Raw genomic sequence first — 13,899 nt, forward strand, 5'->3', positions numbered from 1 at the left:
TTCCAAGCAGGATTTCACCGTGTCTGACGCAAAGATTGTTTCGCCGACCGCCCGGAAGGGGCGGGTTCTTTTCGCCAGCCTGATCGGCACCACGATCGAATTCTACGACTTCTACATCTACGCCACGGCGGCGGTGTTGGTGTTTCCGCGCCTGTTCTTCCCCGGCGCCGATCCGACGACGGCCATGCTGTCGTCCTTCGCCACCTTCTCCATCGCCTTCTTCGCGCGGCCGGTCGGCGCCCTGGCCTTCGGCCATTTCGGGGACCGGGTGGGGCGCAAGGCGACGCTGGTCGCGGCCCTGATGACCATGGGCGTGTCGACCGTGGCCATCGGCCTGCTGCCGACCCATGCCTCCGTCGGGATCATCGCGCCGTTGTTGCTGGCCCTGTGCCGGTTCGGACAGGGGCTGGGCCTGGGCGGAGAATGGGGCGGGGCCGTGCTGCTGGCCACCGAGAACGCCCCGCCAGGAAAGAAGGCCTGGTTCGGCATGTTCCCGCAGCTGGGCGCGCCGATCGGCTTCATTCTATCGACCGCCTCCTTCATCGTGCTGACCTCGACCATGAGCGAGGCTCAATTCGAGGCCTGGGGGTGGCGTCTTCCCTTCCTGGCCAGCGCCCTTTTGGTGTTCGTCGGTCTGTGGGTGCGGTTGAAGATCACCGAGACCCCGGAGTTCCAGAAGGCGGTGGATCGCAACGAGCGGGTCAAGGCGCCGGCCGTGACCCTGTTCGCCCATCACAAGATGGCGCTGTTCCTGGGGACGTTCAGCGGGGTGACGACCTTCTCGCTGTTCTATCTGATGACCGTCTTCGCCCTGGGCTGGGCCACGACGGGCATGGGATATGAGCGGGCGGACATCCTGCCGATCCAGCTGATCGGGGTGCTGTTCTTCGCCGCCTTCATACCGGTGACGGCCCTGCTGGCGGACAGGTATGGGCAGGTGAAGGTGTTGATCGCGTCGTCGGTGGGCATCGGCCTGTTCGGCGCCCTGTTCGCACCCTTGTTCGGCGCGGGCCTGACGGGCCTGCTGATCTTCTTCGCCCTGGGGTTCGGGCTGATGGGCTGCACCTATGGCCCCATCGGCGCGGCGATGGCGCGGCCTTTCCCGACGACGGTCCGCTATACGGGGGCGTCGATGGCCTTCAATCTGGCCGGGATCGTGGGGGCGTCGCTGGCGCCCTATCTGGCGACCTGGCTGGCACGGAACTATGGGCTGGCGGCGGTGGGCGGCTATCTGGCCCTGTCGGCGGTGGTGACCATCCTGGCCCTGTGGGGCATGGGACGGGTCAGCCCGGAGACGGAACTCTAGGCCTCGTCCGTGGCGGCGTAGACCATGATGCCCGTGGCGATGGCCAGGTTCAGGCTGTCGGCCCGGCCGCGCATCGGGATCTTGACGTTGACGTCGCAGGCGGCGGCCAGTTGGTCGGTCAGTCCGGCCTGCTCATTGCCCATCAGGATCAGCGACGGCTTGCGCATCACCGCCGAGCGGTGGCTGACCGTCGCGTCCAGGCGGGTGCCGACTACGCTGCCGGGCCAGGTCTTGCGCCAGGCCAGGAAGGCCTCCGGGTCGGTCTTGGTGATCGAGACAGCGAAGACCGAGCCCATGGTCGCGCGCACGGCCTCGACCGAATAGGGATCGACGCAGTCCCCGATCAGGATGACGCCGCCGCACCCGGCCGCGTCGGCGGTGCGGATGATGGTGCCCAGATTGCCGGGATCGCGCACCTGTTCCAGGGCCACCCAGCAGGGCGCCGAGGCCGGATCCAGGCTGTCCAGCGGGGCATAGGCCTGGTCGAACACGCCCAGCACGGTCTGCGGATTGTCGCGACGGCTGATCTTTTCGAGAATGGCGTGGGTGACGATGATGATGTCGCCCCCGGCCTTGCGCGTCTCGGCCTTGGCCCGGTCCAGCAGGGGGTGGGGGCGGGCTTCCTCGCCGACCAGCAGCATGCGCGGCGCGCGGCCCAGGTCCAGGGCCTCGCCGATGAACTTCAGTCCTTCGGCCAGGAAGGCGCCGGTCAGGTCGCGTTCCTTGCGCATATGCAGGGCGCGGACGCTCTTGATCGTGTCGTTCGTCAGGGAGGTGATGACGCGATATTCGTCTCGGGCGCTCATCGGCTCCACCGGGCGAAGAAGGACAGGCCGATGGCGCGGGCGTCCGGGCCGTCTTCGGACAGGGCCAGTTCGCCCCAGTCGATGCGACCGCCGCGATCATGGGTCGCCTCGGCCATCAGATGGGCCAGGGACAGGCCCGAGACCCGGGCGGCATAGGCGTTCAGCAACAGGAAGTCGGCGTCGTCGGCCAGCAGGGAGGCGCAATCCTTCAGCAGGGCCGGCATGTCCTCGAACAGGCGCCAGACCTCGCCGGTCGGGCCGCGCCCGTATTTCGGCGGGTCGAGGATAACGCCGTCGTATTTGGAGCCGCGACGGACCTCGCGGGCGACGTATTTGCGGGCGTCCTCGACGATCCAGCGGATCGGGTGCTGGGACAGGCCGGACTGTTCGGCGTTTTCGCGCGCGTAGGCGACCGACTTCTTCGACGCGTCGACGTGGGTGACTTCCGCCCCGGCGGCGGCGGCGGCCAGGCTGGCGACGCCGGTGTATCCGAAGAGGTTCAGGATCTTCGGTGCGCGCCCGGCTTCGCGCGAGAACTTGCCCACGCGGTTGTCCAGCCATTCCCAGTTGGCGGCCTGTTCGGGGAAGAAGGCCAGGTGGCGGAAGGGGGTGAAGCGACCGGTGAATTTCACGTCGCGCCATTTCAGGGGGAAGGCGTCGATGGGGCCGTGCTGGTCGAACTTCCAGCGGCCGGAGTCTTCCTCCTCCTGCTGGGGATCGAAGGTGGCCGTGGCCTTGTCGAATGCGGCCGGATCGCGCGGGGACCAGAAGCACTGGGGCTCGGGACGGACCACGGTGTAGCGGCCGTAGCGTTCCAGCTTCTTGCCGTCGCCGGAGTCCAGCAGGGCGTAGTCGGACCAGCCGCGGGTCACGAGGGTTTCGGGGGTGGGGGAGAGCAGGGGCGCCATCGTGCGGCTGATAGGCGGTCAGGCGGCCTCGCGTCCAGCGTCCAGCGTCATGAGGGGCGCGCATTCGGCGTCTATCTCGGCGTCATGCGCCGTCTTGTCCCACGCATAGGGGGCGACGATCAGCCGCCAAAGGGCATGGACGAAGGCCAGGCTGAGCAGGGACCAATAGGCCGGGGCGGCCAGCATGTCGGTCAGCCTATAGTCCAGCCCGGCCCGTTTTGCGCCCGCCGCACAGCCCATCCATGCGGCGATGACGCCCACGGTCAGGACGGCCAAGGACGCCAAGGGCACGGTCGGGGCCATGCCGACGTGAAGGGCGACCATCAGGGCCGCAATGAGCCAGGCCAGGGTGGGCGCGTGAGAAGCCGCCGAGACGATGGCTGCACCCAGTGTCATGGCCAGCGACAACTGACCGCGCCGGCCCAGGGCCCGAGGCGCACGCGTGTGGACGCCCCAGGTCTGCATATAGCCTTTCAGCCAACGGGTGCGTTGCGGCAGCCAGCGTTGCAGCGCCCCCGGCGGCGCTTCCCTGGTCGGGCTTTCGAGCACCCCCAGCCGCCATCCCGCAGACCAGAGCTTGAAGCCCAGATCCGCGTCCTCCGTGACATTATAGGCATCCCAGCCCCCGACCCGACGAAGGGCGGCGGTCCGCAGGTGATTGCTGGTGCCGCCCAGGGGGAAGGGCAGGTTCAGCTTCGCCATGCCGGGCAGGTTGACCTCGAACAGGGCGGCGTATTCGAAGGCGAACTGGCGGTCGAGGAAGGTCGAGAGTTCGGCGTTGCGCCGGCGAATCCGCAAGGGCGCTTGAAGGCACCCCAATCGCGGTTGGTCAGCAAAACGCGAAGCCGCCTCGCGCAATTGGCCGGGATCGGGTTCATCTTCGGCGTCGTAGATGGTGAGCAGTTCGCCTGTCGCAAAGGACAAGGCGTGGTTCAGAGCGCGGGGCTTGGTTTGGGGCGCGCCCGGGGGGACCACAAGAATTCGAAGCCAGCTCGGCCGGCGCGCAGCCTTGGCCGCACTTATGGTGGCCTGATCGTGGGCTTCCAGCACGAGAAAGCCTTCGAGTTGACGCCTTGGATAGTCAATTTTGGACAGGCGCTGGATAAGCTGCGGCACGACGGCCGCCTCGTCATGAAGAGCGGCCAGAATAGTGTAGCGCGGCCACCGGGGCGGCTTGGACGGCGGGGGAAGGGGACGAAGACTGGCGATGACCAAGGCCGCGCGCCACAGGGCCGAGGCGACGAAGCCCATCTGAATCCCGATGAGCGACACCGAAAGGGTCGAGCGGGGCCAAACAATCCCTGCGGCGACAAGCGCCGTCGCCAGGATCGCGATGATGATCGCTTGTCCCCAGGTCGGCGTTCGTCGCACCGCGCCGATCTGCGCCGCATCCCTCGTCGTCATGTCCGTTCGCCCCCGCGCCCGGCGCAACACAACTAGAAATACTCATTTCCCGCAACCTTGTTCTTCGAGGCGGCGATTGGCGTCGATGACAGATTGTCGCTATTCAGGGCGGGCAAGATCCGGAGTCGCCGTTGCCCGTTGTTTCGCCATCCTCGCGTTCCAGTCGCAAACCCAAGGGCGAGGGCCATTCACGGCGTGGCGAGATCCTCGCTGCGGCCGAACGCATCTTCGTCGAGTGCGGCTATGAAGGGGCGACGATCCGCAAGATCGCCGACGAGGTCGGCCTGTCTTCGACCGCCCTCTATATGCATTTCTCCGACAAGGGCGCGATCCTGCAGGAAATCTGCCGCCATGCGTTCGGTGAGCTGATCACGGCGGCTGAATCCCTGTCCGCTCTCGATGGGCCGCCCGAGGTTCGCCTTCGGCGCATGATCGAGGTCTACGTGGATTTCGGATTCGCCAATCCGAACGCCTATCGCCTGATCTATCTGACCCGTCCTGTCGAGGCGCGGGACGGCGCGCAGAGCCTGTCACAGGAACTGGGGGCGGGGGTCTTTGCGGCCTTCGAGACCCTGGTCGGTGAAACCGTGGCCGCAGGGCGGATGGAAGGGGATCCACGCACGATCGCCCAAGCGATCTGGGCCTCGGCCCATGGCGTCGTGTCCCTGATGATCACCAAACCCTATTTCCCTTGGGCGGAACGCGAGGCGCTGGTGAAGACCACGCTGGACGCCGTCTTTTCCGGCCTGCTGAAATCGTGAACCGCCCTTGGGGGCTGGCGGCGGCGGTCGCGGCCATGGCCGTCGCCCAGGGTGCGCAGGCGCGTCCTCTGCGGGTCATGGCTCTGGACCAGTGCGCCGATCAGTATGTGCTGGCCCTGGCGCCGGACGCCGATCTGGCCCTGTCGCCGCGCGCCGACGATCCCGACGCTTGGTTGAGGCGCGAGGCCGCCGGTCACCGGCGTCTGCGGCCGACGCTGGAGGCCGCGGTGGGGTTCAGGCCGGATGTGGTCGTGCGCTATTGGGGCGGAGAACCCCGTCTGTTGAACGCCCTGGAAATGCGGGGCGTCAAGGTCGTCACCATCGCGGACGCGACCGATCTGGACGGGGTGCGCGCCAATATCCGCACGACGGCCAAGGAACTGGGCCAGGTCGAGCGCGGCGCGCGGTTGGAGCAGACCATGCAGGCCAAGCTGGACCGTGCGGCGGCGCCTGACAGGACCCGGCCGGGCGCGGTATATCTAACTTCAGGCGGGTTCACTTCCGGGCCCGGCACCCTGATGGACGCCATGATGCGCGCCGCCGGGTTTCGCAATCTGACGGCGCCGCCGGGGTTCGGCGTGATCAGCGTCGAGCGGATCGCCATGGAGCCGCCGATCCGGTTCGTGCTGGGCTTCTTCGATCAGTTGCGGGCCGACTGGCGCGGACCGGGCCGGCATCCGGTGGTGCGGCGCGCGGCCCAGGGACGGACGGCGGCGAAACTGCCGGCGGCGGTGCTGACCTGTCCCGCCTGGTTCGCCGCTGACGGGGTCGAGATGATGGCGCGAGGGCGGCCATGAGCCGGACGGTGCGGCTTTGCCTGATCTTGGGACTTGTCATCGTCGCAGCCCTGGCGGCGGCGGTGATGATCGGTGAGACGGGATTTGACGGCGCCCAGTATGCAGCAGCCTTCAGCGATCCGACGTCGGGGCCTTGGGAGGTCTTGTGGCAGGTCCGTGCGCCGCGTGCGGTCTGCGCCTTGATGGTCGGGGCCGCGCTGGGTCTGGCCGGGGCGGTGATGCAGGGGTTGTTGCGTAATCCGCTGGCGGATCCCGGTGTTCTGGGGGTGTCGGCGACGGCGGCCCTGGGGGCGGCCCTGGCCATCGTCCTGGGCGGCGCCGGGGTGACGGGCGTGGTCGAGATGTCCGCCCTGGTCGGGGCGGCGGCGGCGGGCGGGCTGTTGATCGCGGCCTCGGGCCTGATGCGGGCGCCGGAGGCTCTGATCCTGTTCGGCGTGGCTCTGTCCAGTTTCGCCGGGGCGGCCACGGCCTTGATCTTCAACCTGTCGCCGTCGCCCATCGCCCAGGCCGAGGTCATGTCCTGGCTGCTGGGGTCGGTGCAGAACCGTAGCTGGGTCGATGTAGCCTGGGTCACGCCCGCGGTGGTCGTCGCGGCGGTCTTCGCCGGTCTGTCGGCGGGAGGGCTGCGGATGCTGACCCTGGGCGACGAGGGGGCCGCCGCGTCGGGCCTGTCCATGGGACGGGTTCGCGCCTTCGCCCTGATCGCGGCGGCGGTGGCGACGGGGGCGGCGGTGGCGGTGGCGGGCGTGATCGGCTTCGTCGGTCTGGCGGCGCCCCATCTGGTGCGGGCGGCGGTGCGGGGCGATCCGGGGCGGATCCTGGCGCCCTCGGCCCTGGCGGGGGGGCTGATGCTTGTGGTCGCCGACCTGCTGGCGCGGCTGACGCCGACGGATCAGGAACTGAAGCTGGGGGTGTTCACCGCCCTGATCGGTGCACCCCTGTTCGCCCTGATCGCCTGGCGCGCGGCGCGGGAGTGGCGGCTGTGAGCCTGTTGTCGTTGAACGCCGTCCGGGCCAGGATCGGGCGTGAGCGGGTGCTGGATGGGGTCAGCCTGACCGTCTCGGCCGGAGAAGTCGTGGCCCTGTGCGGTCCGAACGGCGCGGGCAAGAGCAGCGTCATCCGGGCGGCGGCGGGGCTGCTGGCGGTGGAGAGCGGCAGGGTGCGACTGGGCGACGACGACATCAGCCGTCTATCGCCGCGTCAGAGAGCCGAACGCCTGTCCTATCTGCCGCAGGAGCGGCGGATCGCCTGGAATCTGCCTGCGGTTGAGGTGTCCGCCCTGGGCGCGCCCTTCCTCGCGGGAGAGGCGGCTCTGGATCGGGCCAAAGAGGCGCTGCTGGCCGTCGGGGCTGGCCATCTGGCGGATCGAGGCGTGGCCGAAATGTCGGGCGGCGAGCGGGCGCGGGTTCTGCTGGCGCGGGCCCTGGTGGTCGATGCGCCGCTTCTGCTGGCCGACGAGCCGACGGCGGGTCTGGACCCGGACGCTCAGCGACTGGTGCTGGAGCAACTGCGGGCGCGGTCTAGAGCCGCCGCCGGGGTGCTGGTCAGCCTGCACGATCTGACCCTGGCCGCCGCCTTCGCGGACCGGGTGGTCGTGCTGGACGGCGGACGCATCGTCGCCGACGCCGCGCCCCTGGACGCCCTGGCGCAACCCGTGTTGCGCCAGGTCTTCGGCCTGGACGGGACCTGGATCGAGGGGCCGGACGGGCCGCTGCTGGCGGCCCGCCGGGTTCAGTAGGCGGCGTAGGGACGGGGACCGGCGGCCGCGCCGCGCGCGATGTCGGCCGAGGTCGTCAGCGGGGCCGATCCCCCGTTCAGCCGGGCCTTGTAGACCGCCATATTCTCCATCACCCGCATCATATAGTTGCGCGTCTCGGTGAAGGGCGCGCATTCGATGAAGTCGATGGCCGCATTGGAATCGCCGCGCGGGTCGCCGCAGCGGGCGATCCACTGGTTCGGCCGGGCCGGGCCGGCGTTGTAGCCGACCGTCGCCAGCAGCATGGAGCCGTTGTTGGCGGCCATCAGCTCGCCCAGGTGATAGCTGCCCAGGGTCATGTTGTAGTCTGGATCCCACAGCTGTTCGGCCGAGAAGCCCATGCCCAGGCGACGGGCGACGCCCGAACCCGTGGCGGGCAGGAACTGCATCATGCCGCGTGCATCGGCGCCGGAGCGGGCGCGCGGATCGAAGCTGGATTCCTGGCGGGTGATGGCCTGGGTGAACTCCAGCGGCGCGGCGCCTGCGACCTGGGGCGGGATGCGGATCGGATACATGCGTTCGGGCAGGACGAAGCCGCGCTGGCTGGCGGCGCGGCCGACCATCATGGCGGTGAAGCCTTCGCCATAGCTGCGGGTCAGGTCCATCAGCAGGGCCAGATCCTCGATGGTCGGCAGGTCGTTGTCGAGCTGATAGGCGAAGACCCGCAGCAGGCTTGTCTCGCCGGTCTCGCCCAGGATTCGCGTGGCGCGAACAAGCTCATTGGCCTCGAATCGGGCGATGTCGGCCTGGGTCGGCGCAGGCTCTCCCGGCAATTGCAGGCTCGTCATGCCCGCCTTTTCCGCCGCCAGCTGACCGTAGAAGGTCTGCCAATGCTGGGCGCCGTTGCGGTAATAGCCGAGTGCGGCGTCGCGCTCGCCCCGCGCCTCGGCCGCCCGGCCCAGCCAGTAATAGGCCCGACCCTGGGTGATCGGGGTCGAGGAGGCGGTGCGCAGGGCCTCGAAATGGCGGGCGGCGACCTCGGGCTGGTTCAACTTGGTCAGGGCGACCCAGCCGGCGAAGAACTCCGCGTCCACCATCCGGTCGCCGGCGGTGAAGCCGTGGCCGTTCATGGCGTCATAGGCGGCGCGCCAGTTTCCCTGCTGCAGGGCGTCGAGATAATAGTTGCGGCGCTCGGTCCACAGGGTGTTCTCGCCGGCCGAATGGGCCGGGGCGGGCGGCAGATTGGCGAGCAGCGGGAAGGCTTCCGACTGGCGGTTCTGAGAGCGCAGGATTCGCACCCGTTCCAGCGTCACCACCGGATCGGCGGCCTGGGCGGGCGTCAGGGCGGCGACCACGGCGTCCGGGCTGTAGGCGGTGCGCAGGCTCATGACCGCATTGGCGACGGCCGCCCGTTCCGGCGAGACAAGATCGAGCATGGCGCGCGTCGCCGGGCCGTGCGGACCGAGCAGCAACATGTTCAGCCGCGCTTCGTGATCGGCCGGGGTCAGTTCGCCGCCCCAGCGCGCGAGGATGCGCGATTGCGGCTCGGCGTCGAAGGATCGGGTCCGCCACCAGTCGCGAATTAGGGCGCGGGCCTCGCGGTGACGTCCGCGCTGTTCGAGCGCCGAGGCGTTGGCGATGGCGCCTTGTACGGTTTCGGGCGGGTGGTCGGAGAAGAGGGCCATGACGGCGTCCGGCGTGGCGCCGACGCGGTCCAGAACCGATTCTGCGGCGGCGCGACGTGATTCGGCGCGCGGCCAGCCCTTCAAGGCCGTCTGGCCCTGGGCGAGTTCGGCGTAGGAGAGTTGTTCGCCCGAGGTGTCGATCAGGGCCCACTCGATCAGCTTGCGCGCAGTAGGGTCGCGCATCTGCGAGATCGCAGCCTGGGCGCCGGGTATGTCGCGCGCCCGCGCCGCCGCCAGGCCCTGACGGAACAGGGCCGTGTCCTGGTCATCGAGCACGCGGCCCTGATAGGTGGGGCTGTAACCCGGCACGGATTGTGAAACGGCGGAATAGGGAACAGGTTGGCCGGGAAGGGCGTCCTGCGGGGTCGGGGCGATGACGGCGAGGGCCGCAGCCAGACTGGTCGCGATCATGATATTTCCTGTTCTCATTCATCCCGGTTGCGGCGAGGCCGCTGGCGACCTAACGTCCCGCGCTCTCAAGACAGAGGTTCTGGACATCCGTCCATCGCCCCTCCCCACGCAGGCTAGCTAGTCCCATGACCGCCCCCTTGTTCAAGGGCGTGATCACCGCCCTGATCACACCACTTCATGACGGAAACGTGGACGAAGCCGCATTCGCCACGCTCATCGAAAGACAGATCGCCGCAGGCGTCAGCGGGCTGGTGCCCGTCGGGACGACAGGCGAGGGCGCAAGCATGGACCTGGACGAGCACAAGCATGTGATCGACCTGTGCGTGCGGCTGGTGGCGGGACGCGTCAGCGTCATCGCCGGCACAGGATCGCCCTACACCAAGGAAGCCATCGACCTGACCCGCCACGCCAAGGCGGTGGGGGCCGATGGAGCCTTGATCGTCACCCCCTATTACATCCGCCCCTCGCAGGCGGGCATGGCGGCGCATTTCGAGGCCATCGCCGACGCCGTCCAGTTGCCGATTCTGCTCTACAACGTGCCGCCGCGGACAGGGGCCGATCTGGCCAATGAGACGGTGGCGCGACTGGCCGCGCATCCGAACATCGTCGGCGTCAAGGACGCCACCGGCGACATGGGTCGCGTCAGCTGGATGCGCGCCAACATCGGCGGCCAGTTCGACCTGATCTCGGGCGATGATTCGAGCTATCTGGGTTATCACGCCCATGGCGGGGTCGGACTGATCTCGGTGGCGTCCAATGTCGCGCCCGAGGCCATGGTCGCCCTGCACAATGCGGCGGCGGCCGGCGATTACGCCACCGCCCGCGACTGGCAGAATCGACTGATCGGCCTGTGCAAGGCGCTGTTCCTCGACAATTCTCCGGCGCCGACCAAATACGCCCTGGCTCGGTTGGGCCTGTGCAGCGAGGAGGCGCGCCTGCCGCTGTCGCCGACCGCTGACGCAGTCAAGCCGCTGATCGACCGCGCCATGGCGGATGCGGGCGTCGTCTGATGGCGCCGCAGCCGCAGTCGAAGTCCAAGGTCATCGCCGAGAACCGCCGCGCGCGGTTCGACTATTTCCTTGAGGACAATATCGAGGCGGGCATTCAACTGCTCGGCACCGAGATCAAGGCGCTGCGGGACGGACGGGCCAATATCGCCGAAAGCTATGCGGCGGTGGAGGGGCGCGAGATCGTCCTGATCAACGCCGACATCCCGCCCTACAAGCAGGCGAACCGCTTCAATCACGAGCCGCGCCGACCCCGCAAACTGCTGCTGCACAGGAAGCAGATCGACCGGTTGATCGGGGCGGTGCAGCGCGACGGTCAGACGATCATTCCGCTGAAGCTGTATCTGAACGACGCGGGCAAGGCGAAGCTGGAGATCGCTTTGGCCAAGGGCAAGAAGCTGCACGACAAGCGCGAAGCCTCGGCCGAACGGGATTGGCAGCGCGACAAGGCCCGTCTGATGCGCGACAAGGGCTGAGGTCCGAGCACTACCCTAGCGGCCGGGCGTCCGTGACGCCCGGCAGATCAGCGAAACCATAGCCGCCCGCGCCTCCGGTCCCTGTGGACGGATGGAAAAGGCCGCCTGTGATCAGGGCCAGGGCCGTGATCACAATCACGAGGATCGCGGCCAGGATCGCGATTCTGCGCTCGCGTCGCGTGAATAATCCGTCAGTGCGTCGCATCGTCCAGCCTCCCGCTGGGAGACGAACGCCGAACGCTCGCCTCTGTTCCGCCTTATTTCAGCATGGCAGAGTCGTGCGACACGCGAGCAACAGGAGAGGGTTAGCGGGCGATGATCTCGCGCGCCCGGTCGAACACCGCCTCGAACATGGCGGGGGTCAGCCGGCCCGTGTTCGTGTTCAGTCGGGAGCAGTGATACGAGTTCAGGATGACGTATCCGCCGGCCTCGCCCTCGGCGCCGTGGCCGGCCGGCATGGCCGAGGCCGGCCGGCCGAAAGCCTTGAGGATGTTGCGGCGAGAGACGTCGCCCAGGGTCACGATCACCTTCAGATTGGGCAGCAAGGCCAGGCGGTCGATCAGGAAGGGGCGGCAGGTCGTCTCTTCGATCGGCAGCGGCTTGTTGCCGGGCGGCGCGCAGCGGACCGCGTTGGTGATCATGCAGTCGACCAGGGTCAGGTCGTCGTCGCCGTTCGGATCATAATGGCCGTGGGCGAAGCCGGCCTTTTTCAGGGTGTCGTACAGCAGCCAGCCGGCGTGATCGCCGGTGAAGGGCCGCCCCGTGCGATTGGCGCCGGTGCGGCCGGGCGCGAGACCCGCGACCAGCAGTCGGGCGTTCGGATCGCCGAAGGACGGGGCGGGGCCGTTCCACCAGTCGGGGTTCTGGCGCGCGTTCTCCTGGCGATACTCGACCAGGCGCGGGCACAGGGGGCAGTCGCGGGGGGGCTCGGGCCTCAGGATCATTGACCGGCGCCCGTCTTGGGGCGGCCGAACTCGGCCATCAGGTCGTTCAGGTCGAGGAAGGCGTCGGCTTGGCGGCGCAGTTCATCGGCAATATGCGGCGGCTGGGTCTTCTGGGTCGAGACCACGGTGACGCGCACGCCCCGGGCCTGGACCGCCTGGACCAGCCGTCGGAAATCGCCGTCGCCCGAAAACAGCACGACATGATCTAGGTGCGGGGCTAGCTCCAGCATGTCCACCGCGATCTCGATATCCATATTCCCCTTGATGCGGCTGTGGCCTTGACCGTCGGTGAACCGCTTCACCGGCTTGGTCACGACCGAAAAGCCGTTGTAGTCCAGCCAGTCCACCAGAGGCTTCACCGGCGAGAACTCTTCGCCCTCGACCACCGCCGTGTAATAATAGGCGCGCGTCAGGACGGATTTCTCGCGGAACCAGTCCAGCATCCGCTTGAAGTCCATATCGTGCTGCAAGGCGCGGGCGGCGGAATAGAGGTTCGAGCCGTCGATGAAGATCGCCAGGCGGTCGGTGGAATGAAACATGGTCGAGGCCGTCAAAAGGAATGAAGAAAATGGCGCCCGGCCGGACGCCGCAGTCGATGTGGGAATCGACGGCGCCCCCGATCTGGACGCCGCAGTCATCGTGGCGCTGGGCTGTAATGACAAGGGGGTCTGGGCCTCCTGCCGCGAGGCGCTGGACGCCGCCTTGGCGCGTTTTCGCAGCGAGGGCATCGATGTGGTGGCTCGGTCGTCGTGGTGGTCGTCCATGGCTTGGCCCGATCCGCAGGACCCGCCGTTCCTGAACGGGGTGGTCATCGTCGCCACGCGCCATGACCCCCACGACCTGATGGCGGCCCTGGGGCGGATCGAGGATGTCTTCGGCCGTCAGCGGTCGGTCCGCAACGCCCCGCGCACGCTGGATCTGGACCTGATCGCCTATGGGCGGCTAAGCGGCGATCTGGACGGACTGATCCTGCCGCACCCCCGCGCGGCCGAGCGCCGCTTCGTGATGGGGCCGATTGCCGAGATCGCGCCGGACTGGGTCCATCCCCACGGCGGGCTGGCCCAGGCCCTGGCGGCTTCGGCGACGGTGGGGCGCGACGCCCATCCGGTCTGAGGCCGCACTTTCGCCGCTCTGGCGTTGCAAAAGTCAGTCCCTATCTGTATTTCACGCGGTTCTCCCCCGCGTTCGAGGAATTTCATGGCCCGCGTCACCGTCGAAGACTGCATCGAAAAGGTACCGAACCGCTTTGGTCTGGTGCTGATGGCCGGCCACCGCGCCCGCAGCATCGCCAATGGCGCCGCCCTGACGATCGACCGCGACAACGACAAGAACCCGGTCGTGGCCCTGCGCGAAATCGCCGACGACACCGTCGTGCCGGATGAACTGCGCGAGACCATCATCACCACGCTGCAACGCGTCGATGAGCGCACCGAAGCCGAGGACGAGGCCGAAACCGTCGCCCTGCTGGCCGAACCGCAACACATGAACATGGCCGAGGCCGAGCTGATCCGCGCGCTGCAAAGCGACCGCGACGGCGGTCAGGAGGAGCGGTACTGACGCCCGAGGGAGCCCCTGGCGTCACTATCCTGCCGGCGCGGACCGAGACGGTTCCGCCGGCGCCCCAAACTGCAAACAAAAACGACCCTGTTTCGACGACTGCAGAACCGGCGCCCGCCATCAAGCGTGCGCCGGTTCTTC

Annotated in this window: 15 protein-coding genes; 9 read left to right on the plus strand and 6 right to left on the minus strand. The window is 68.2% G+C overall.

The window, feature by feature from the left end; translation table 11 throughout:
* Positions 1–19 precede the first annotated feature (19 nt).
* Complete coding sequence (locus GGR11_RS02310; RefSeq protein ID WP_183195226.1) at positions 20–1,306, plus strand: MFS transporter; 1,287 nt, start codon at positions 20–22, stop codon at positions 1,304–1,306.
* Here GGR11_RS02310 and GGR11_RS02315 read toward each other — a convergent pair.
* From GGR11_RS02315 to GGR11_RS02325, 3 genes are read right to left on the minus strand one after another with little or no spacing between them, the layout of a single operon-like run.
* Positions 1,303–2,112, minus strand: coding sequence for a TrmH family RNA methyltransferase (locus GGR11_RS02315; RefSeq protein WP_183195227.1), 810 nt, complete (start codon positions 2,110–2,112; stop codon positions 1,303–1,305). The genes GGR11_RS02310 and GGR11_RS02315 overlap by 4 nt on opposite strands.
* Complete coding sequence (locus tag GGR11_RS02320) at positions 2,109–3,020, minus strand: class I SAM-dependent methyltransferase (RefSeq protein ID WP_183195228.1); 912 nt, start codon at positions 3,018–3,020, stop codon at positions 2,109–2,111. Before GGR11_RS02320 ends, GGR11_RS02315 begins: the two co-directional genes overlap by 4 nt.
* 18 nt (positions 3,021–3,038) lie before the next feature.
* Positions 3,039–4,424 (minus strand): glycosyltransferase family 2 protein, encoded by a 1,386-nt coding sequence (locus GGR11_RS02325; RefSeq protein WP_183195229.1) that lies wholly within the window; start codon positions 4,422–4,424, stop codon positions 3,039–3,041.
* A 131-nt stretch (positions 4,425–4,555) separates the two neighbouring features.
* Here GGR11_RS02325 and GGR11_RS02330 point away from each other — a divergent pair, with 131 nt between their 5' ends.
* The 4 genes from GGR11_RS02330 to GGR11_RS02345 are packed head-to-tail and all read left to right on the plus strand — an operon-like array spanning position 4,556 to position 7,720.
* Positions 4,556–5,185, plus strand: a complete 630-nt coding sequence (locus tag GGR11_RS02330) for a TetR/AcrR family transcriptional regulator (protein WP_183195230.1) — start codon at positions 4,556–4,558, stop codon at positions 5,183–5,185.
* A gap of 35 nt (positions 5,186–5,220) precedes the next feature.
* Positions 5,221–5,982 carry an ABC transporter substrate-binding protein gene (locus tag GGR11_RS02335; RefSeq protein ID WP_183196350.1) on the plus strand — a complete coding sequence of 254 codons (762 nt, stop codon included), beginning with the start codon at positions 5,221–5,223 and terminating at the stop codon, positions 5,980–5,982.
* Complete coding sequence (locus GGR11_RS02340; RefSeq protein ID WP_183195231.1) at positions 5,979–6,968, plus strand: FecCD family ABC transporter permease; 990 nt, start codon at positions 5,979–5,981, stop codon at positions 6,966–6,968. Before GGR11_RS02335 ends, GGR11_RS02340 begins: the two co-directional genes overlap by 4 nt.
* Entirely contained in the window at positions 6,965–7,720 is a 756-nt protein-coding gene (locus GGR11_RS02345) for an ATP-binding cassette domain-containing protein (RefSeq protein ID WP_183195232.1), read from the plus strand. The genes GGR11_RS02340 and GGR11_RS02345 overlap by 4 nt, the downstream gene beginning before the upstream one ends.
* Here the strand turns inward: GGR11_RS02345 and GGR11_RS02350 are convergent.
* Complete coding sequence (locus GGR11_RS02350; protein ID WP_221205073.1) at positions 7,714–9,774, minus strand: lytic transglycosylase domain-containing protein; 2,061 nt, start codon at positions 9,772–9,774, stop codon at positions 7,714–7,716. The genes GGR11_RS02345 and GGR11_RS02350 overlap by 7 nt on opposite strands.
* A gap of 125 nt (positions 9,775–9,899) precedes the next feature.
* Here GGR11_RS02350 and dapA point away from each other — a divergent pair, with 125 nt between their 5' ends.
* Both dapA and smpB read left to right on the plus strand, forming a co-directional pair.
* Positions 9,900–10,784: a 4-hydroxy-tetrahydrodipicolinate synthase gene (gene dapA, locus GGR11_RS02355; RefSeq protein ID WP_183195234.1), complete on the plus strand. Its 885-nt coding sequence runs from the start codon at positions 9,900–9,902 to the stop codon at positions 10,782–10,784.
* Entirely contained in the window at positions 10,784–11,257 is a 474-nt protein-coding gene (smpB, locus tag GGR11_RS02360; protein WP_008259266.1) for an SsrA-binding protein SmpB, read from the plus strand. The genes dapA and smpB overlap by 1 nt, the downstream gene beginning before the upstream one ends.
* 305 nt (positions 11,258–11,562) lie before the next feature.
* Here smpB and GGR11_RS02365 read toward each other — a convergent pair whose 3' ends face one another.
* Both GGR11_RS02365 and GGR11_RS02370 read right to left on the minus strand, forming a co-directional pair.
* The gene (locus GGR11_RS02365; RefSeq protein WP_183195235.1) at positions 11,563–12,201 is read right to left on the minus strand and encodes a uracil-DNA glycosylase; all 639 of its coding nucleotides are present in this window, start codon (positions 12,199–12,201) and stop codon (positions 11,563–11,565) included.
* Positions 12,198–12,740 carry a LabA-like NYN domain-containing protein gene (locus tag GGR11_RS02370; RefSeq protein ID WP_183195236.1) on the minus strand — a complete coding sequence of 181 codons (543 nt, stop codon included), beginning with the start codon at positions 12,738–12,740 and terminating at the stop codon, positions 12,198–12,200. Before GGR11_RS02370 ends, GGR11_RS02365 begins: the two co-directional genes overlap by 4 nt.
* On the opposite strand from GGR11_RS02370, the gene folK reads away from it, so the two are divergent.
* Together folK and rpoZ are read left to right on the plus strand one after the other, a co-directional pair.
* Positions 12,739–13,314, plus strand: coding sequence for a 2-amino-4-hydroxy-6-hydroxymethyldihydropteridine diphosphokinase (gene folK / locus GGR11_RS02375; protein WP_183195237.1), 576 nt, complete (start codon positions 12,739–12,741; stop codon positions 13,312–13,314). The genes GGR11_RS02370 and folK overlap by 2 nt on opposite strands.
* Before the next feature lie 84 nt (positions 13,315–13,398).
* Positions 13,399–13,758 carry a DNA-directed RNA polymerase subunit omega gene (rpoZ, locus tag GGR11_RS02380; RefSeq protein WP_008259724.1) on the plus strand — a complete coding sequence of 120 codons (360 nt, stop codon included), beginning with the start codon at positions 13,399–13,401 and terminating at the stop codon, positions 13,756–13,758.
* Positions 13,759–13,899: the final 141 nt, after the last annotated feature.

It is taken from the genome of Brevundimonas mediterranea (genome assembly GCF_014196125.1).
Lineage (GTDB): Bacteria > Pseudomonadota > Alphaproteobacteria > Caulobacterales > Caulobacteraceae > Brevundimonas > Brevundimonas mediterranea.